Origin of the sequence: Mesorhizobium sp. M7D.F.Ca.US.004.01.2.1, assembly GCF_003997785.1 — a bacterium.
GTDB classification, from domain to species: Bacteria; Pseudomonadota; Alphaproteobacteria; order Rhizobiales; family Rhizobiaceae; genus Mesorhizobium; species Mesorhizobium loti.
Window position 1 is genome coordinate 1 of the sequence record NZ_RZRQ01000105.1, and the last position, 18,600, is coordinate 18,600.

The following is an 18,600-nucleotide window of genomic DNA, read 5'->3' on the forward strand; positions in this document are numbered from 1 at the left end:
CTGTCAACGAGAGGGGAGCGGCTTCTTTACGGCCTTCAGCAACGCGCGTTGAATGACCTCGTTGCCGGCGACAACCGAGCCGTTGTCGAGCATGTCCTGGCCGCCATCCATGTCGGAGACGAAGCCGCCCGCTTCGCGGATCAAAAGCAGCCCGGCGGCGATGTCCCAGGCCGACAGGCCGGTTTCCCAGAAGCCATCCATGCGGCCGGCGGCGACATAGGCGAGATCGAGCGAGGCGGAGCCGAGGCGGCGGACGCCGGAAACCTCGGCCATGACATTGCGCAGCTCGACGAGGAAATTGCCGTGGTGGCCGCGTCCGAGATGCGGCATGCCGCAGCCGATCACCGTGTCGACCAGCTTGATGCGGCCGGCGACGCGCAAGCGGCGGTCGTTCATGAAGGCGCCGCCGCCGCGTTCGCAGGTGTAGAGCTCGTCCATCGCCGGATTGTAGATGACGCCGGCAACGATCTGCCCCTGGCGTTCCAGCGCGATCGAAACGGCAAAGAGCGGGATGCCGTGCAGGAAATTGGTGGTGCCGTCGAGCGGGTCGACGATCCAGCGATGCTGGCCGTCGTCACCTTCGACCGCGCCGCGCTCTTCCATCAGGAAGGCGTAGCCCGGCCGTGCCTTGGACAGCTCGGCAAAGACGATGTCCTCGGCCTTGCGGTCGGCCTGGCTGACATAGTCGCCTGGGCCCTTCATCGAGACCTGCAGGTTCTGCACCTCGCCGAAGTCGCGCGACAGCGAGCGGCCGGCTTTCATTGCGGCCTGGACCATGACGTTGAGGAGGGCTGAGCGTGCCATAGTGGTTCTTCCTGGTGCTGCACTTAAGCTCTGGCTTGATGCATGTCGGTGACCCAAAACCGGGGCCACTTTTGGGCGACATGCATCAGTCGGCGCGGCGCACGTAAGTGATTTCGTTGGTGTCGACGATGATGCGCTCGCCGGCGCCGATGAATGGCGGCACCAGCACGCGGATGCCGTTTTCCAGGATCGCCGGCTTGTAGGACGAGGCTGCCGTCTGGCCCTTCACCACCGGGTCCGCCTCGGTGATGGTCAGCGTCACATAGTCGGGCAGTGAAATGCCGATCGGCCTCTCTTCGTAGAGCTGGACCGTCACCATCATGCCGTCCTGCAGGAACGCAGCACGATCGCCGACGAAGTCCTTGTTCAATTCGAGCTGCTCGTAGCTCTGGGTGTCCATGAACACCAGCGCGTCTTCCTGCGCATAGAGGAAGGAAAAGTCCTTCAGGTCGAGCCGGATCTGTTCGACCGTCTCGGCCGAGCGGAAGCGCTCGTTGAGCTTGGTGCCGTTGATGAGGTTCTTCAGTTCGACCTGATTGTAGGCGCCGCCCTTGCCGGGCTTGACGGTGTTGGTCCTGACCGCCACCCAAAGGCCGCCATCATGCTCGATGACATAGCCGGGACGGATTTCGTTGCCATTGATCTTGGCCATGATGAGGTGATCCGGAATGGATACCAACGGTCTGGCCGTTGGTACGGGGTGTTCGCTGGTAAAGCGATTTCGGGCTCCCAAGACCACAAATCGTCAGAAGAGGCAAGGGAGCGCCAAGTTGGCGCTGAGCCGGAGAGGCCGTTACGGCAGGCGGTTTGCCTTCTGCAGGGCCTGCTTGGTTTCGTCGTCGCTCAGCCCCTGCAGGAAGTCGTCCATCTGCGGATCGATGAGGCCGGCGCGGCGGGCGACGATGTACCAGGCGCCGGCGAGGACCAGATCCGGATCGGTGCCGATGCCCTGCATATAGAGTTTTGCGAGGCGGTTCTGGGCGGCGACATTGCCGCCCTCCGCCGCCTGCTTCATCCAGCCGAAGGCGGATTTCAGGTCGCGCGCACCGCCACGGCCTTCGATCATCCAGGCGGCGAGATCGATCTGTGCGGTGTCGTAATTCTGCCTTGCTGCCTGCGCCAGCAGGCGCCTTGCCTGCACATCGTCACGCGGCTTGCCGCCGACGCCATTGGCGTAGATCTGCGACATCGCATATTGCGCGTCGGCGAGGCCGGTCGCGGCGGCGCGCTCATAATAGGAAACCGCCTTGGCTATGCCGGCGTCGCCGGGGTCCTGCTCGACCAGCATCTGCGCGAAATTGAACTGCGCCAGCCGGTTGCCGGCTTCGGCGGCGGCCTGCATCAACGCATAGGCCCCTTTTTCGTCCTTCTTGACGTAGCGGCCGTCGAGCAGCATCAGCGCATACTGGAATTGTGATTCCGGCACGCCCTGTTCGGCGGCCAGCGCATACCATTTCGCCGCTTCCGCCGAATTGAGCGGCACACCGAGCCCGCGCGACAGAATCTCGGCCACCAGCGTCTGCGCCGCCGGGTCGCCGTTTTGCGCCCGGACTAGCGCGAGATTGTAGGCCGTCTTGTAGAGACCGCGCTGGAAGGCGCCATAGGCGGCGTCCGCCGGCTTGGCGCCGAAGCGGTCGGGGTTGATGGTGTCGGCCGACGGCAGCGGCGCGGGCTCGGCTGTGGTGGCGGGTTGCGGCAGCGGCTTGTCGATCGGCTTGTCGGTGTGGACGCCGAGTTCCGGCTTGGGCTGCGGCAGCGGGATGGTCTCCGCGGCCGCCGCCTGAACCATGAGCACCGCAAGCAGAGCCTGGAGGGGAAGCCTCGCCGAGAGCACGTCAGTCCTCGAAGCGCGGCGCGGTCTCGTCGAGCAGCGCGTTGGCGGTGGCGACCGCTGTCTTGGGATTGGTGCCGTCGGCAAACACGGCGCTCGACAGCGCCACGAATTCAGCACCTGTGGCGCCCACTGCTTCCACCGAGGCGATGTCGGATCCGGCCATGACGATGCACGGGATCTGGATCATGTCGGCCCACCATCTGCCGAGCGACAGGTTGCGCGGATGCGGTTCGGGCTTGTTGTCGTAGCCGAAGCGGCCAAAGAAGATGTAGTCGGGCCGTGTCTCGCCAAGCTCGAGCGCGTCATCACGCGTCTTGGCGCCGCCGGTGCCGACCATCATCTTTGCCTGGAAATGCTCGATCGTCTCGGCGAGTTCAGCCTTGGAGACTTCGACATGGATGCCGTCGGCCTGGACGCGGCCGGCTATGCGGGTGTCGCCGGCGATGATGACAGCCACGCCCGCGGCCTGCGCTGCCGGCACGATCTGTTCGGCGAAAGCCTGGAAGGAGGCCTCATCCATGCCGTTCTCGGGCAGGATCAGCGAAGCGACATCGCCGCCTTCGAATGCCGCGGTGATACGGGCCGCCGGCACGCCTGGCGGCGCGATCAGTACGATGCGACAGCGGTTGGGGGGCGTTGCGTCATTCATGGTTCTTCGGGTCCCGCGTTTCGCCTATGCCGGGCGAAGATGGTTGGATTGCGGCATAGAGCAAAGTGCCCGCCTTGAACAGGCGGGCAGCCGGGATCGCGATGTTTGACCCGCCGGGCAGCCGGCGGGGCCGCTTCACTTGATCGGGTGCGGGCTCGCGACTGATGGTTTCGACTTCCACAGCGTCCAGCCGAGATTCATGCCGGCTGCGGCGATCAGGATGGCGGTGGCGCCGACGATCTGGCTCAGATGCAGCCGATGGCCGAAGGCCAAGACATCGACCAGAATGGCGACGACGGGATAGATGAAGGACAGCGATCCCTGCAGATGTGTCGGCAGCTTCTGGATGGCCCCGTACATCAGGATGTACATCAGGCCGGTGTGGACGATGCCGAGCGTCGCCAGCATGGCCCAGCTCCATGGATCGGTGGGCAGATGGGTAAGATTGGCGAAGGGCGCCAGCATGACGACGCCGACGCAGACCTGGATCAGCGCGATGAGGTGGGGCGGCGTGCCCTTGAGCTTCTTGGTGACGATGGCGGCGACGGCCCAGAAGAAAGCCGCGCCCAACGCCATGACGATTCCGGTAAAATAATCCGTGCCGACATCACCGGCATCGGGGCCCGACTGCACGATCAGCACCATGCCGGCGAAGGCGATGGCCAGCCAGGTCAGCTTTGTCAGGGTCAGCCGCTCGGCGAAGAAGAGCGCGCCGAAGCCGACCAGCATGAAGGGTTGCGTGTTGTAGACAGCGGTGGCGATCGAGATTGACGCGCGCGAGAATGCGCTAAACAGCAAAAGCCAGTTGACGACGATGGCGACGCCGCCGAGCGCGGCGATGCCGATGATGCGCAGCGACAGTCTGTTGCGCAGCAACCCGAGGGCGGCGCAGATGATGAGCAGCGTCAGCGCGCCGAAAGCGCAACGCCAGAACACCACATCCATGATCGGCTGGCCGGACAGGACGACGAACCATCCGATCGTTCCCAGGATCAACATTGCGGCGGACATTTCGACCGTGCCACGCACTGTTTCGTTCACAACAAACCTCCGTATCCGTTCGACCGCTATAATCTCATGCGGCTACGCGGCTTTCCATCGGATGAGGAAGGAGGTATGAGTAAATGGCCTAATTATATTAGGCGACGGCTCCAAATCAGCAGGAAATGTAAAATGCTGGACGATCTCGACCGAAATCTCCTCGAAATTCTGGTCAAGGATGCACGGACCTCGCTGAAGGATCTGGCCGCCCAAGTCGGGCTGTCGTCGCCAAGCGTTTCGGAGCGGCTGCGACGGCTCGAGGAGCGCGGCGTCATCCGGGCGTTCACTGTCGACATCGACCCGCTGGCGCTTGGTTATACCTTGCAGGCCATCGTGCGCATCCGGCCTCTGCCCGGCAAGCTGCACATCGTCCAGAAGCTGATCGAGGACATCCCCGAATTCGGCGAATGCGACAAGGTGACGGGCGATGACTGCTTCGTCGCCCGCCTGTTCGTGCGTTCGATCGGCGACCTCGACGGGATTCTCGACCGTATCGCCGACAAGGCCGAGACAAGCACCGCCATCATCAAGGCGCAGCCGATCCGCCGCCGGCCGCCGCCGCTCGATGCAGCATCGCCTCGTGACAGGGCAAAAGCCTTGCAGGCAATCTGAGCCGAACCGGCCACGCCCTGGTTTTCAGAGGGCTGGTCGCAGCGGGTGGAAAGCCGGCGGCCGGTTGGTTAGGGTGTCGGCCCAAACGAGGCTGAGACGATAATGGCGCAGAACATATACGACCGCGAGGATTTCTTCGCAGGCTACAGTCAGCTCGGCCGCTCCGTGGAAGGCCTGGATGGTGCCGCCGAGTGGCCGGCGCTGCACGCGATGCTGCCCGATGTCAGCGGCTTGAGGGTCGTCGATCTCGGCTGCGGTTTCGGCTGGTTCTGCCGCTGGGCCCACGAGCATGGGGCGGCGCGGGTGCTTGGCCTGGATCTGTCAGAGAAGATGCTTGCCCGGGCGAGGGCCGCCGGCCCGGATGCGGGCATAAGCTATGAGACAGCCGATCTCGACCAGCTCAGCTTGCCGCAAGCCAGCTTCGATCTCGTCTACAGCTCGCTCGCCTTGCACTATGTCGAGGACGTGATGCGCCTGTTCGGGACCGCGCATCAGGCCCTGTCGCCCGGCGGGCATTTCGTCTTCTCGACCGAGCATCCGATCTTCATGGCGCCGACCAAACCCGGCTGGTCGATCGACGTCGCGGGAAGAAAGACATGGCCCGTCGACCAGTATCTGGTTGAGGGGCCGCGCAGCACCGACTGGCTGGCCAAGGGCGTGGTGAAACATCACCGCACGATCGGCACCACGCTCAACGCTCTGATCCAAGCCGGCTTCACCATCGACCATGTCGAGGAATTCTGCCCGACTGCCGAGCAGATCGCGGCCAAGCCGGAACTGGCGGAAGAGCTCGAGCGGCCGATGTTCCTGCTGGTCTCGGCCCGCCGATAGGCACTGGTCGGCGTCGGCCGGATGCGCGGCCGCCACGCTCACATTTGCTGTCGCTCCGCCCGGCTTTCTGGGTTATTCAAGCGTCGACACGCTTTCCCTCCGGACCAGTCCCCTCCCATGTCAGGCCTGCTTCTCGATCCGTGGTTCTACGCGGCTGCCATTCCGGCGGTCATTCTGGTCGGCCTGTCCAAGGGCGGGTTCGGCGGCGCTGTCGGCTTCGTCGGCGTGCCGCTGATGGCGCTGACCATGCCGCCGGTGCAGGCGGCGGCCATCCTGTTGCCGATCCTGTGCCTGATGGACATCGTCTCGGTGTGGACATGGTGGGGTGTTTACGACCGCAAGATGCTGGTCGACATGATGCCGGGCGCCGTCATCGGCATCGGTCTCGGCTGGCTGACGGCGGCACTGGTAACCGAAGAGGCGGTGCGGCTCATCGTCGGCGCCGTCGCGATCATTTTCGTCCTGCGCTGGCTCTATCTGCAGTTCCGCCACGGCGCCGATCACGCGGCCGCGCCCAACCGCGTGGCCGCCGCCGTCTGGGGCACGGTCGCCGGCTTCACCAGCTTCGTCGCCCATGTCGGCGGGCCGCCCTTCCAGGTCTATGCCTTGCCGATCCGGCTCGATCCGAAGGTTCTGTCGGGCACCGCCGCGATCTTCTTTGCCGCCACCAATGCGCTGAAGCTGGTGCCCTATTTCGCGCTCGGCCAGTTCGACACCGCCAATCTGACGGCGTCGGCCGTGCTGATGCCGCTGGCGCCGCTGTCGACCATCGCCGGGGCGTGGCTGGTGCGCCGGATGCGCCCGGAGACCTTCTATCCCTTCACATACGCAACCGTCGCGGTCGTGGCGCTGAAGCTGCTGTGGGATGGTATCGTCGGCCTGATGTAGAAAGGCCGCCGCGCAACCGCCCCTCACCGCCAGGGGTCAGGCGGCGCTCGGCACCAGGCGACGGTTGCCGCCAAAGGCAAGTGTGGCGCCCACCAAGACGACCAGCACCATGCCGGCGAGGATGCCGATGTCATGCGCGGTCGGCTTGAGCACCATGTCGGCAATGATCACCAGCATCACCGCATAGTCGAAGCGTGCCGCGCTCATCATGCGCTCACCGATGGCTAGAACAGCTGGTGTGACGCCTTCCTCGGCGATCATCGCGCCCATGCGCTCTCCGGTCGGCTTGAAGATGAGCATGCCGATCGAAAACGTCGTGGCGTAGCCGGCCAGGCCGATCAGGATCCACAGATCGGAGAAGCCGACCCAGAACCAGCACATGATGAGACCGAAGATCAGCGTCAGCATCGACATCGGCGCAAAGAACCTGCCGCCCAGCTGACCACTGGCGCGCATCGCCTGCAGTTTTTCCTCGATGTTGCCCGCCCGTTCGGCAAGCATGCCGAGAAGGAACAGCACGAAGCCGCCGCCGACCCACAGAATGGCAGTGGCGACGTGAAGAAATTTGACGATCGAGTACCAGTCCATGGGTTGCTCCTGCAGTGTCAGGTTTGCGGCGGCGCGGATTGGCCGCCGTCAGAGGAGCGGGCGTTTAGCGCGGCGCCTGTTTCGGAACGATGTCACGAAAAATCCGGCTCTGTTTCAGCGCAATGAAGAAGCGGCTGAGATCGTGAACGCGCTATCTGATTTCCTGCTAATATACGAATCGTCGGGAGGGGTTGGCGCGACATCGTCCGGAAACATCGCCGATGCTAGTGCGCTAACGCCGGGAGCCCGGTGGCGACAACAGTCGCCTGACGATCAACCCATTCCCGAGAAACGGGAAAAGGCAATTCGAGGGGACATTATGCAAGGGGTAGCACGGAATTTCTTCACGCTGGCCATCATCTATGCGTTGTGCGGCATGGCGCTCGGCATCCACATGGCGATCAGCGATGACCATGGCCAGATGCCAACCCACGCCCACACGATGGTGGCCGGATGGCTGATGTCGGCGGTCTTCGCCTTTTTCTACCATCTGTTTCCGGCTGTCGGGCAAAAGGCCCTGGCCAAAGTTCATTTCTGGCTGACTGCCATCAGCGGTATCGGGCTCATGATCGGCCTTTACATTCTGCTCGCCGGCAATCCGGGGATAGAACCGCTGCTCGGGATTTCCTCGATCGGGTTCTATGCGGGCATGCTGCTATTTGCCTTCATCGCTTTGCCTGCGGTCTGGAAGACGGCCTGAGCTGAACCAGAGGCAGTGAGGCTGTACTGTTACGGCACAGGATGGCGGCGTTCGGTCAAAAACATCCGCGCGGTTAAGGCTTCATTAAGCTTTACAGGTGTTTACTATGTTCATCCAGTGATCTGGATTCTTACCGAGTGGTTGGAGCCACTTTGTTTGACGCCTCCCTGTTAAACTCCTGAGAGCCGCCTTATCCGCGGCTCTTTTTTTGTCCGCATTTCCCCTTTTATCCGATTTTCAGAGGCGCCGCCCGACATCGGCTCGCCGTTAACCTTCTGTTAAACATGTGCTTGCCTTCACCGGTGACGAAGCGCATTTTCAAGCTTCAGTCAGATAGGGTTCCGGGTGTACGGCAGGGAGCCGAATCAGCCGGTTGCAAGTGCAGGGGCGTATCAATGAACGAGCCTTCGAAGGGCAGTGCGAAAACCGTCAAGCTGGCGGAGCGCCGGGTTTTCTCGCAATCCTTCAAGCCGCTTTACCAGGAAGGTATGGGCCTGGTCGAACAGGCGGCGGAGTATCTCGACGGCAAGGGCCGGGCCGAGGCGAAGAAACTGTCCAGGCTGGCGGCCACGCTCTATGCCGCCGAATCGATGCGACTGACCACCAGGCTGATGCAGGTTGCCTCCTGGCTGCTTTTGCAGCGCGCCGCCAACTCCGGCGAGATGACCCGCGACCAAGTCGCGTCGGAGAAGTCCAAGGTGCGTCTCGACACCGCTTCTGCCCATGACGAAGCCGCCGGCTGGGCCGAACTGCCCGAGGATTTCCTCGACCTCGTCACCCGCTCGCTGCGCCTGCAGGCACTGGTTCGCCGCATGGACGAGGAGATCTATGGCCCCGGCGCCGTGGTCGACATGCAACCGATGGCTCGCCGCCTCAATCCGGTTTCCGACCAGATCAGCCTGCTGAACACGGCTTTCGCCCGGGGCTAAGAGCCTGTTTGGAAATTCTACTCTGTCGGCCATCTGATGGCGTTTTCTGCGCTTCCGTTGCTCACGGACCAAATGTCCGCTGCGCTACGGTTCTCGAAACCACCACCATATGACTCACCAGAGCGAATTTCGAAACAGTCTCTCGAGCCAGTCGCTGTTTCGTTTCCGGTTTGTTCACATTTCGCTGGCATCGCTGTACGCCGGAGGTAAAGTCGGCAAATGGCGGAAGCGATTCGTATCATCGGTATCGATCCGGGGCTTCGGCGCACCGGCTGGGGCATCGTCGAAAGCCTCGGCAACTCGCTGCGCTTCATTGCCTCAGGCACGGTGAAGTCCGACGACAAGGCGGCTCTGGCAACGCGGCTGTGCCAATTGCATGACGGGCTGGCCGAGATCCTGCACAGCACCATGCCGCACGAGGCGGCCGTCGAACAGACCTTCGTCAACAAGGACGCCGTGGCGACGTTGAAGCTCGGCCAGGCGCGTGGCATCGCCATGCTGGTGCCGGCGCGTGCGGGCCTCGTCGTTGCCGAATATGCGCCCAACGCCGTCAAGAAGGCGGTGATCGGCGTTGGCCATGGCGACAAGAAGCAGATCCACATGATGGTCAAGGTGCTGTTGCCGAAAGCGACTTTCGACACAGAACATGCCGCCGACGCGCTGGCCATCGCCATTTGCCACGCGCATCACCGGCAGAGCGTGGTCTATCGGATGGCGCTTGCCGGCTAGGGATGTTCTTGACTTGTTCACGCAGTTGGAATATTCCTTACTTGTAAGAAAGGTACGTTTCATGCGTGTGACGAGCAAAGGCCAAGTGACAATCCCACGGGATTTGCGGGAGACATTTGGGATTGGCGCCAACAGCGAAGTCATCTTCGGCATTGAGGGCGGCAAGATCACGATCACGCCGAAGCATGACAAGAGGCGGTTGGCCGACCGCGAAAGACTGGATCGTTTTCTTGCTGCGCTCGATCGGCTTGAGGGCAGCGGCGATCAGACAATGAATGCCGATGCCGTCATGGCTTTGACCCGGGATCGCTGATCTTGGCGACGCTTGTCGACACCAATGTACTTATCGATGTCGCCGTTCGCGATCCCGTCTGGTCAAAGTGGTCGTGGTCCAAAATGGTGTCCGCCCTCGAGCAAGGCAGCCTGGTCATCAATCAGATCATCTACGCCGAGTTTTCGATGCGCTATGAGGCGATAGACGATGTCGATGATGCCTTGCCTGAAGATGAGTTCCGGCGCGAAAGTCTCCCGTTCGAAGCGGCTTTTGCGGCGTCGAGAGCGTTCTCGGTTTATCGGCGGTTGGGCGGACCCCGAGAGAAGGTGATGCCCGACTTCCTGATTGGGGCTCATGCTGCCATCCGAGGTTATCCCATTCTTACTCGCGATCCCGCAGGTTTCAGAAAGTACTTTCCAGATGTCGAGCTCATTGCGCCCGATACTCATCCCTAACGGGGGCTGCGTCCAATGATCGGCAAGCTCAAGGGCACGCTCGACGAGGTCGACGAGGATCATTGCCTCGTCGACATCCATGGCGTCGGCTACGTCGCCTATTGCTCGGCGCGCACGCTGGCCGCGCTGCCTTCGCCCGGCGAAGCGGTGGTGCTGTTCATCGAGACCTATGTGCGCGAGGATATGCTGCGGCTCTACGGCTTCCAGTCGCAGCTGGAGCGCGAGTGGTTCCGGTTGCTGATGAACAATGTGCCGGGCGTCGGCGCCAAGGTGGCGCTGGCCATCCTGTCGACGCTTGCGCCGGCCGATCTCGCCAATGCCATTGCGCTGCGCGACATCGCCATGGTTTCGCGCGCACCCGGCGTCGGCAAGAAGGTGGCCGAGCGCATCGTCACCGAATTGAAGAACAAGGCGCCGGCCTATGCCGGCACTGCCTCGGGGACCATCGGCCTGAAGCAGGAGCTCGGCGACGGCGTCGCATCCGCGCCAATCACCGATGCGGTCTCGGCGCTGGTCAATCTCGGCTATTCGCGCGACACGGCCGCCAATGCTGTGGCGGCCGCGCTGAAGACGGCGGGCGAGGATGCCGATGCGCCGAAGCTGATCCGCTTTGGACTGAAGGAACTGGCGCGGTGAACCGCCACTTGTCCAGCCCCTTGCCGTGTGCAAGGAAGGCGGCATGAGCCTGTCGCCCCGCCTGATTGCGCCGGAAAAACGCGGCGAGGATGCCGAGCAGACCTTGCGGCCGCAGACGCTCGACGATTTCGTCGGCCAGGCGGCGGTGCGGGCCAATCTCAAAGTGTTCATCGAGGCCGCCAAGGGCCGCAACGAGGCGCTCGACCACGTGCTGTTCGTCGGGCCGCCGGGCCTCGGCAAGACGACGCTGGCGCAGATCATGGCGCGCGAGCTCGGCGTCAATTTCCGCTCGACCTCTGGTCCGGTGATCGCCAAGGCCGGCGATCTTGCCGCACTTCTCACCAATCTCGAGGAAGGTGACGTGCTGTTCATCGACGAGATCCACCGGCTGAGCCCGGCGGTGGAGGAAATCCTCTATCCGGCGATGGAGGATTTCCAGCTCGACCTGATCATCGGCGAGGGACCGGCCGCACGCTCGGTCAAGATCGACCTTGCCCGTTTCACCCTGGTCGCCGCAACAACGCGGCTTGGCCTGCTCACCAACCCGCTGCGCGATCGCTTCGGCATTCCGGTGCGGCTCAATTTCTACACGGTCGAGGAGCTGGAGCAGATCGTGCGGCGCGGTGCGCGCATTCTGCAAATGCCGCTCGGCGACGATGGCGCACTGGAGATCGCGCGCCGCGCGCGCGGCACGCCACGCATCGCCGGCCGGCTGCTGCGCCGCGTGCGCGATTTCGCCTCGGTCGCCGGCGACGGCCATGTCGACCGCAAGATCGCCGACGAGGCGTTGACCCGGCTGGAGGTCGATGCGCTCGGCCTCGACGCGCTCGACCGCCGCTATCTCAGCATGATCGCCCGCAATTTCGGCGGCGGCCCGGTCGGCATCGAGACGATCGCCGCCGGCCTGTCGGAGCCGCGCGACGCCATCGAGGACATCATCGAGCCCTATCTGATCCAGCAGGGTTTTATCCAACGCACGCCGCGCGGCCGCATGCTGACGGCCAATGCCTGGCGCCATCTCGGCCTCGACGCGCCGAAGGATCTGGCGCAGCAGCAGATCAACCTGTTCCAGGAGGAGTAATTTTCCAGAGCGCCGCTACGTTGTCTCAGGCGGGCTTGGCTTCAGCATTGCGCAGGTGCGTTTGGAATGCTCCCGGAGTCTTCTCGATCGATCTTGCCTGAACGGTCAACGCAGCCCGTTGATCGCGTCCAGCACGTCCGGCTCGGCCTTGTCGCCGTTGAAGGCATCGACGATGCCGAAGGCGCCGCCATAGCTCCACACCGACCACGAGAAGCCATGTGCTTCGGCGCACGAGATCATGTCCCTGACATAGGCGGCCCGATACTCGGCGGGCATCACATAGGCGTTGCCATATTCCTGGCGGATCATGCCGAACTCGCCCAGCGTGATGTTTTCCGGCTTGACGCCGTTGGCCTTCGCCCAGGCCTCGACCTTCTTGAACGGCGCATCCATCAGGCCGAGCAGCTTGTCGGGACTGTCCATGCTGGCGACCTGTTCGTCGAGATAGGCAAGCAGGCCGCTTTGCCGCGTCCAGGGCGCCTCGGCCTTGATCCTGGCGCGAATGGTGTCGAGCGTCGCGTCGAGCTGTGCCCGCGGCACCGCGGTCAGCGGATAGGGCAGGCCGGTCACATAGGGGATGAAGTCGCCGGCCCAGGTCGCGCCCTGATGGGTAAGCAGGAACGGGTCGTAGGAGTGGAAGGTCCAGATGACGTTGTCGTCCGGGATCGTCTTCGGGTCGATCTTCTCCAGCGAGCTCGCGGCCGAGTAGCAAGCGCCAGTCAGCACCAGGGTCAATTTCGTCGCCGAGGATCGCGCCGCGGCGAACAGTTTGCGCTGGCGGTCCGGCCATAGGCTGGTGCTGTCGCTGTCGCAATCGACGATCGGTTCGTTCATCGGCTCGAAAGCGACTTGGGCGGGATCTTCATTCGCCAGCGTGCGGGCCATCCTGCGCACCATGTCGACATAGGCGTCGAAGGTCCGCGGGTCTTCCATCACTTGCGCCATGCCGATCTTGCGGCTGCCGCCGGCCGGGATCAGGTGCATGTCGACGACCACCTTCAGCCCGGCGCGGTTGATCATGCGCACGGAGTCCAGCACGCTGGCATAGAGATCGTCGCGCAACGCCACGGTCTGGCTGGACAGGAAGGGCGAGGGGTCGACCGGCATGCGCAGGAAATCGAAGCCCGCGTCCTTCAAAGCCTTGAGATCGTCATCCCTGAGGAATTTCCGCCATTCCGGATAGGGCAGGATGGCTTTGGCGTCGCCCCACTGGTCTTCGTCGGGCCATGTGACCCATTGGTCGAGGTTGAGGCCGCGCTTCATTGAAAAGCTCGCCGCCTGGCTGGGCCCGGCCAGAGCCATGAGCCCGAGCAGCGCTGCCATCAAGGTCTTGATCATCGCCGTCAACAGTGCCATCCGATGCTATGTCACGCGAGAACAGGTGCCTCGGCGGGGCTGAAAAAGGAAGCGCAATGGGCGATCATGGTGAATCGGCGACGCTGCTGGCCGGGCTTTCCGGCGCGCTGACGGCGTTCGGCCACCGGCTGATGGCGCGGGTCTATTACGCCGACACCGATTTCTCCGGTGTCGTCTATCATGCGCGCTATCTCGAATTCTTCGAACGCGGCCGCTCCGACTATCTCCGGCTGACCGGCGTGCACCACACCGAGCTTGCAGACGGCAAGCATGGCGAAAGAATAGTCTGGGTGGTGCGTCGCATGGAGATCGACTTTCGCGGCCCGGCCCGCATCGACGACATCCTGACGGTCGACACCCGCACCGAGGACATTTCCGGCGCGCGCATCTTCATGGCGCAGCAGCTCAAGCGCGGCGACGAGGTGCTGGTCGAGGCCAAGGTCGAGGCCGCGATCATCGGCGAGAATGGCCGCCCAAGGCGCTTTCCCAGGGAGTGGGTGGCGGCGTTCATGCCGAGGGTGCGCTGATATTCAGGTGATGCCGGCCTGCAAACAGCAGCTTCCTGCGCTTCCGGTGCTCGCGTACGAAAAGTACGCTCCGCTCCGGTTCTCGGAATCTACCGTTTTCGGCTTGGCCTGACCTGAATCTCGGCACACCCTAGGCGCAGCCATTGAATTGATGGCCTTGCCACTGGGCGCGGCAATGCGCCGCGCCTTATATACTAACCCATCCTTAACCATAACGGTTCATGAAGAGAGTGGTGAAAATTGGCGCGATCCTGCGCCTTCCTTTCACCAATATTTGCCCCGAAAAGGCCGAGAACGGCACAGTTTGGGGTTGTTCCGGTAGCTTCGTGCGAACCGACCACAAGGGATGCCAGGGGCCAGCCGCCAGCTTCGCCCGGAAAATCTTAAGGACGTAACGATGGAAAATATCGCACTCGCCGATCCGGGCGCGCAATTGTCGGTTTGGTCGCTGTTTGTTTCGGCCAGCTGGGTGGTCAAGCTGGTCATGATCGGCTTGCTCTGCGCCTCGGTCTGGACCTGGGCGATTATCGTCGACAAGCTGGTTTCCTACGCCCGCATGCGGCTGGCGCTCAACCGGTTCGAGCAGGTGTTCTGGTCGGGGCAGTCGCTGGAGGAGCTTTACCGCACGCTCGCCGACCGCAAGACCACCGGCATGGGCGCCATTTTCGTGGCTGCGATGCGCGAGTGGAAGAAGAGCTTCGAGAAGGGCGCCAAAACGCCGCTCGGCCTGCAAACCCGCATCGACAAGGCGATGGACCTGGCGCTGACCCGCGAGATGGAGAAGCTGGAAGGGCGCCTCGGCTTCCTCGCCACCACCGGCTCGGCCGCACCCTTCATCGGCCTGTTCGGCACCGTCATCGGCATCATGACGTCGTTCCAGGCAATCGCCGGCTCCAAGAACACCAGTCTCGCGGTGGTTGCGCCGGGTATCGCCGAAGCGCTGCTGGCGACGGCCATCGGCCTGCTCGCCGCCATTCCCGCCGTCATCGCCTACAACAAGCTGTCGTCCGACGCGAGCAAGATAGCGGTGCGCATGGAAGGGTTCTCCGACGAGTTCTCCGCCATACTCTCGCGCCAAATCGATGAAAAAGTGGCCCCCAAGGCCTGAGGAGTAGCAGATGGGTATGTCCATGGGCATGGGAGGACGCGGCGGGCGCGGCCACAGGCGGCGCGGCCGTCACCATGCGCTGATGTCCGAGATCAACGTCACGCCGATGGTCGACGTGATGCTGGTGCTGCTGATCATCTTCATGGTCGCGGCGCCGATGCTGACGGTCGGCGTGCCGGTCGACCTGCCGGAGACGAAGGCCAAGGCGATGAATGCTGATACTCAGCCGATCATGGTTACGATCGACGCTACGGGCAAGATTTTCCTGCAGGAAACCGAAATCCCGCAGGAGGAGTTGGTGGCCAAGCTGCAGGCGATTTCCAAGACCGGCTATGACGAGCGCATCTTCATCCGCGGTGACAAGTTAACCAACTACGGCACCGCGATGAAGGTGATGGCCCTCATCCAAGCCGCTGGCTACAAGAATCTCGGCCTGATGTCACTGCAGGAACAGGATCAGTAGACAAGAAGATGAAGACCGGCCTCACCACATCGGTGATCTTGCATGCGGCGGCGCTGACCTTCGGCCTGTTCACGCTGACGGCGCCGGCCGCGCTTCCGTCCTCCGACGTCGAGTCGGTCGCGGTCGACATCGTGCCGATGGAAGCCATTGCGCAGACGTTGCAGGGCGACAAGAAGGCCGTGATGCATGAAAAGCCGGCACCTGTGCCGACGCAGCGCCCGGACATTGTTCCGGATGCGCAGAAGGTCGGCGAGAACAGCGCCGATACCGACAAGCCGATAACGCCGGAAGCCAAGCCGAAGCCCGTCGACATGACCTCGGCTCCGCCGCCCGCGCCGACCCCGATCGAGAAGCCGAAGCCCGAGGACGTGCCGAAGCCGCAGGAGAAGCCGAAGCCTATTCCGGCAACCGAAGTGGCGCCGGCGCCGACGCCCAAGGAAGAGGTCAAGCCCGAGCCGGTCAAGCAGGCAGACCCCAAGCCGACACCGGCCAAGCCGGCGCCGACTCCCCCGCCGCAGGACAAGACCGCCGCCATCAATCCGACGCCCGAGGTCAAGCCTGACGCCGTTGCCGAGGCGATAGCGCAGGAGCCGCCCGCTGAGGCGACGCAGCTGCCCGACTCGGCGCCCGCGCCGGAAGCGCGGCCGAAGCCGCAGCCGGCGCAGGCCGAAAGCGCCAAGGCGCCGGACCGCAAGGATGCCGACAAGCCGGTCAAGGAAGCGTCGTCGAAGCCGAAGTCCGACGACAAGCAATTCAACGCCGCCGAGATCTCCGCTCTCCTCGACAAGCAGAAGCCATCCGGCGGCGGCGCCAAGCGCTCGACCCAGCAGGCGTCGCTTGGCGGCGACAAGGATCAGGGCCAGAAGCTTTCCAGATCCGAAATGGGCGCCCTGGAAAGCCAGCTTGGCGGCTGCTGGACGCTTCCTGTCGGCCTTGAAGGTTCCGAGAATTTCGTCGTCGTGGTGCGGTTCAACCTGGATGCGTCCGGTAAGCTGGACGGGCGCCCGGCGGTCGAAAAGTCGAGCGGAAACCGCCAGTTCGACGAAAGTGCCGTTCGCGCGGTGCAGAAATGCGATGTCACCGGCCTGCAGGTTCCTGCCGGCAAACAGGACATCTGGGCCGACGTCCGCGTCACCTTCGATCCAAGGGAGATGCTGGGCCTCTAGGGCCCTGACATCCGAAAATCAGTGCGAGAAGCGAGAAGACATGAAATCAATCCTCAAGCCGCTCCTGATGGTCGCAGCAATGGCGACGGGCATGACCGCGGCTGGCACGTTGCCGGCGCTGGCGCTCGTCGAGCTCAACGTCAACAAGGGCAATGTCGAGCCGCTGCCGATCGCCATCACGGATTTCCAGGGCGGCGACGCGCTTGGGGCGCAGATTTCGCAGATCGTCACCGCCGACCTGAAGCGTTCGGGCCTGTTCGCGCCGATCGACAAGAGCGCCTTCATTGAAAAGATCACCAACCCCGATGCCGCCCCGCGCTTCGACGACTGGAAGGTGATCAACGCGCAGGCGCTGGTCACCGGCAGCGTCAGCAAGGAAGCCGACGGCCGTATCCGCGCCCAGTACCGGTTGTGGGATACTTTTGCGGGCCAGCAGATGTCCGGCGAACAGTTCTTCGCCAACGACGCCAATCAGCGGCGTGTCGCCCACATCATCGCCGACGCCATCTATGAGCGGCTGACCGGCGAAAAAGGCTATTTCGACACCCGCGTCGTCTTCATCGACGAATCCGGCGCCAAGAACGCGCGCAAGAAGCGCCTCGCGATCATGGACCAGGACGGCGCCAACGTCCGCTATCTCTCGGACGGCAGGTCGATCGTGCTGACGCCGCGTTTCTCGCCGAACCGGCAGGAAATCACCTACATGTCCTATGAGAGTGGCCAGCCGCGGGTCTACCTGCTGCAGATCGAGACCGGCCAGCGCGAACTGGTCGGCAATTTTCCCGGCATGACTTTTGCGCCGCGCTTTTCGCCCGACGGCCAGAAGGTGATCATGAGCCTGCTGCGCGACGACGGCAATTCCAACATCTTCGCCATGGACCTGCGCAGTCGTTCAACGACGCGCCTGACCAACTCGACCGCCATCGACACCTCGCCGTCCTATTCGCCCGACGGCAGCAAGGTGGTGTTCACCTCCGACCGTGGCGGCCGCGCGCAGATCTACGTCATGGGCGCCGACGGCTCGGGCCAGACCCGCATCTCCTTCGGCGACGGCGTCTATTCGACGCCGGTATGGTCGCCGCGCGGCGACCTCATCGCCTTCACCAAGCAGACTGGCGGCGAATTCCAGATCGGCGTCATGAAGACCGATGGTTCGGGCGAGCGCATCCTGTCCTCCGGCTTCCAGCAGGAGGGGCCGACCTGGGCGCCGAACGGCCGCGTGCTGATGTTCTTCCGCGATTCCGCCGGTGGGCCCAAACTGGTTTCGGTCGATCTTACCGGGCGTAACGAGCAATCGATCCCGACGGCGAACTTCGCTTCGGACCCGGCCTGGTCGCCGCTGCTGGAATAGGTTCGGCTGGATTGCAACACATACTGAAAAGGGGCCGTTTCGGCCCCTTTTCCATGCATTGGTCGCGTTTTGGCCGCATTTCCGCCTAGGGTCCGCGCCAACTGTGGCCCATAGCCGAACGGCTGCGGACGGGCAGCCTAAACCAAATTTTAACCGTGTTTCTTGAATGCCGGTTAACCCAAACGTGGTTACTGGGTGATCAACGAAATCACTCGAATACGATCACTCGAAATACGAAGGAGAGGCGGCATGGGCCGTATCGCAGCACTTACCAGAAACCCGGTCATGATCGCGCTGGTGGCGATGCTCGCCATCGCGGGTTGCGCCTCGAAGAAGACGCCGAACAACGCGGCTGATCTCGGCCTCAATGGCGCGGGTGCCGCAACACCCGGATCGGCGCAGGACTTCACCGTCAACATCGGCGACCGAATCTTCTTCGATACGGACTCGACCTCGATCCGTGCCGACGCGCAGACGACCCTGGCTCGCCAGGCGCAGTGGCTGAACCAGTACAAGCAGTATGCCATCGTCGTCGAAGGCCATGCCGACGAACGCGGCACACGTGAATACAATCTGGC

The 18,600-nt window shown here is 63.2% G+C and carries 23 protein-coding genes; 16 read left to right on the forward strand and 7 right to left on the reverse strand.

The genetic code is table 11. From position 1 onward, the window contains the following. Positions 1-3 precede the first annotated feature (3 nt). The 5 genes from EN993_RS16350 to EN993_RS16370 form a co-directional block, all read right to left on the reverse strand. Entirely contained in the window at positions 4-804 is an 801-nt protein-coding gene (locus EN993_RS16350) for an inositol monophosphatase family protein (RefSeq protein ID WP_109664729.1), read from the reverse strand. A gap of 85 nt (positions 805-889) precedes the next feature. Next, a complete protein-coding gene (efp, locus tag EN993_RS16355) occupies positions 890-1,456 on the reverse strand; it encodes an elongation factor P (RefSeq protein ID WP_013529127.1) in 567 nt (188 codons plus the stop codon). A 141-nt stretch (positions 1,457-1,597) separates the two neighbouring features. After that, entirely contained in the window at positions 1,598-2,638 is a 1,041-nt protein-coding gene (locus EN993_RS16360; protein WP_109664732.1) for a tetratricopeptide repeat protein, read from the reverse strand. 1 nt (position 2,639) lies between these two features. Continuing rightward, complete coding sequence (locus tag EN993_RS16365; protein ID WP_127264163.1) at positions 2,640-3,287, reverse strand: thiamine phosphate synthase; 648 nt, start codon at positions 3,285-3,287, stop codon at positions 2,640-2,642. Positions 3,288-3,422: 135 nt separating this feature from the next. Next, on the reverse strand, positions 3,423-4,328 hold the full coding sequence (locus tag EN993_RS16370; RefSeq protein ID WP_109664739.1) for a DMT family transporter: 906 nt from the start codon (positions 4,326-4,328) through the stop codon (positions 3,423-3,425). A 132-nt stretch (positions 4,329-4,460) separates the two neighbouring features. On the opposite strand from EN993_RS16370, the gene EN993_RS16375 reads away from it, so the two are divergent. The 3 genes from EN993_RS16375 to EN993_RS16385 all read left to right on the forward strand — a co-directional run bounded on the left by EN993_RS16375 (position 4,461) and on the right by EN993_RS16385 (position 6,659). Beyond that, entirely contained in the window at positions 4,461-4,940 is a 480-nt protein-coding gene (locus tag EN993_RS16375; protein ID WP_109664742.1) for an Lrp/AsnC family transcriptional regulator, read from the forward strand. A gap of 102 nt (positions 4,941-5,042) precedes the next feature. Then, positions 5,043-5,771, forward strand: a complete 729-nt coding sequence (locus EN993_RS16380) for a class I SAM-dependent methyltransferase (protein ID WP_109664746.1) — start codon at positions 5,043-5,045, stop codon at positions 5,769-5,771. 117 nt (positions 5,772-5,888) lie between these two features. Beyond that, a complete protein-coding gene (locus tag EN993_RS16385; RefSeq protein WP_013529133.1) occupies positions 5,889-6,659 on the forward strand; it encodes a sulfite exporter TauE/SafE family protein in 771 nt (256 codons plus the stop codon). A gap of 36 nt (positions 6,660-6,695) precedes the next feature. On the opposite strand, the gene EN993_RS16390 is transcribed toward EN993_RS16385, so the two are convergent. Beyond that, positions 6,696-7,247, reverse strand: a complete 552-nt coding sequence (locus EN993_RS16390) for a DUF2269 family protein (protein ID WP_109664749.1) — start codon at positions 7,245-7,247, stop codon at positions 6,696-6,698. Positions 7,248-7,566: 319 nt separating this feature from the next. On the opposite strand from EN993_RS16390, the gene EN993_RS16395 reads away from it, so the two are divergent. From EN993_RS16395 to ruvB, 7 genes are all read left to right on the forward strand, one after another. Beyond that, positions 7,567-7,947: a hypothetical protein gene (locus EN993_RS16395; protein WP_126066728.1), complete on the forward strand. Its 381-nt coding sequence runs from the start codon at positions 7,567-7,569 to the stop codon at positions 7,945-7,947. 395 nt (positions 7,948-8,342) lie between these two features. Next, on the forward strand, positions 8,343-8,876 hold the full coding sequence (locus EN993_RS16400) for a DUF1465 family protein (RefSeq protein WP_127264165.1): 534 nt from the start codon (positions 8,343-8,345) through the stop codon (positions 8,874-8,876). A gap of 219 nt (positions 8,877-9,095) precedes the next feature. Continuing rightward, positions 9,096-9,605 (forward strand): crossover junction endodeoxyribonuclease RuvC, encoded by a 510-nt coding sequence (ruvC, locus tag EN993_RS16405; RefSeq protein ID WP_127264167.1) that lies wholly within the window; start codon positions 9,096-9,098, stop codon positions 9,603-9,605. 61 nt (positions 9,606-9,666) lie between these two features. Next, the gene (locus tag EN993_RS16410) at positions 9,667-9,918 is read left to right on the forward strand and encodes an AbrB/MazE/SpoVT family DNA-binding domain-containing protein (protein WP_064995912.1); all 252 of its coding nucleotides are present in this window, start codon (positions 9,667-9,669) and stop codon (positions 9,916-9,918) included. Between the two features lie 2 nt (positions 9,919-9,920). Then, on the forward strand, positions 9,921-10,334 hold the full coding sequence (locus tag EN993_RS16415) for a type II toxin-antitoxin system VapC family toxin (protein WP_127264169.1): 414 nt from the start codon (positions 9,921-9,923) through the stop codon (positions 10,332-10,334). 15 nt (positions 10,335-10,349) lie between these two features. After that, a complete protein-coding gene (gene ruvA, locus EN993_RS16420) occupies positions 10,350-10,970 on the forward strand; it encodes a Holliday junction branch migration protein RuvA (protein ID WP_027037190.1) in 621 nt (206 codons plus the stop codon). Positions 10,971-11,013: 43 nt separating this feature from the next. Next, positions 11,014-12,051, forward strand: a complete 1,038-nt coding sequence (gene ruvB, locus EN993_RS16425) for a Holliday junction branch migration DNA helicase RuvB (RefSeq protein ID WP_023811851.1) — start codon at positions 11,014-11,016, stop codon at positions 12,049-12,051. A gap of 105 nt (positions 12,052-12,156) precedes the next feature. Here ruvB and EN993_RS16430 read toward each other — a convergent pair whose 3' ends face one another. After that, positions 12,157-13,407: a cellulase family glycosylhydrolase gene (locus EN993_RS16430; RefSeq protein WP_127264171.1), complete on the reverse strand. Its 1,251-nt coding sequence runs from the start codon at positions 13,405-13,407 to the stop codon at positions 12,157-12,159. Between the two features lie 56 nt (positions 13,408-13,463). On the opposite strand from EN993_RS16430, the gene ybgC reads away from it, so the two are divergent. The 6 genes from ybgC to EN993_RS16460 form a co-directional block, all read left to right on the forward strand. After that, entirely contained in the window at positions 13,464-13,934 is a 471-nt protein-coding gene (ybgC, locus tag EN993_RS16435) for a tol-pal system-associated acyl-CoA thioesterase (protein ID WP_126066725.1), read from the forward strand. A 397-nt stretch (positions 13,935-14,331) separates the two neighbouring features. After that, positions 14,332-15,042, forward strand: coding sequence for a protein TolQ (gene tolQ / locus EN993_RS16440; protein WP_023811854.1), 711 nt, complete (start codon positions 14,332-14,334; stop codon positions 15,040-15,042). A gap of 10 nt (positions 15,043-15,052) precedes the next feature. Beyond that, the gene (gene tolR, locus EN993_RS16445; protein WP_126066724.1) at positions 15,053-15,505 is read left to right on the forward strand and encodes a protein TolR; all 453 of its coding nucleotides are present in this window, start codon (positions 15,053-15,055) and stop codon (positions 15,503-15,505) included. Between the two features lie 8 nt (positions 15,506-15,513). Beyond that, positions 15,514-16,671: an energy transducer TonB gene (locus EN993_RS16450; protein ID WP_126066723.1), complete on the forward strand. Its 1,158-nt coding sequence runs from the start codon at positions 15,514-15,516 to the stop codon at positions 16,669-16,671. Positions 16,672-16,711: 40 nt separating this feature from the next. Next, positions 16,712-18,022, forward strand: a complete 1,311-nt coding sequence (gene tolB, locus EN993_RS16455; RefSeq protein ID WP_109664778.1) for a Tol-Pal system beta propeller repeat protein TolB — start codon at positions 16,712-16,714, stop codon at positions 18,020-18,022. A 249-nt stretch (positions 18,023-18,271) separates the two neighbouring features. Beyond that, positions 18,272-18,600 (forward strand): OmpA family protein (locus EN993_RS16460; protein WP_127264173.1); only part of this gene is annotated, 329 nt, incomplete at its 3' end.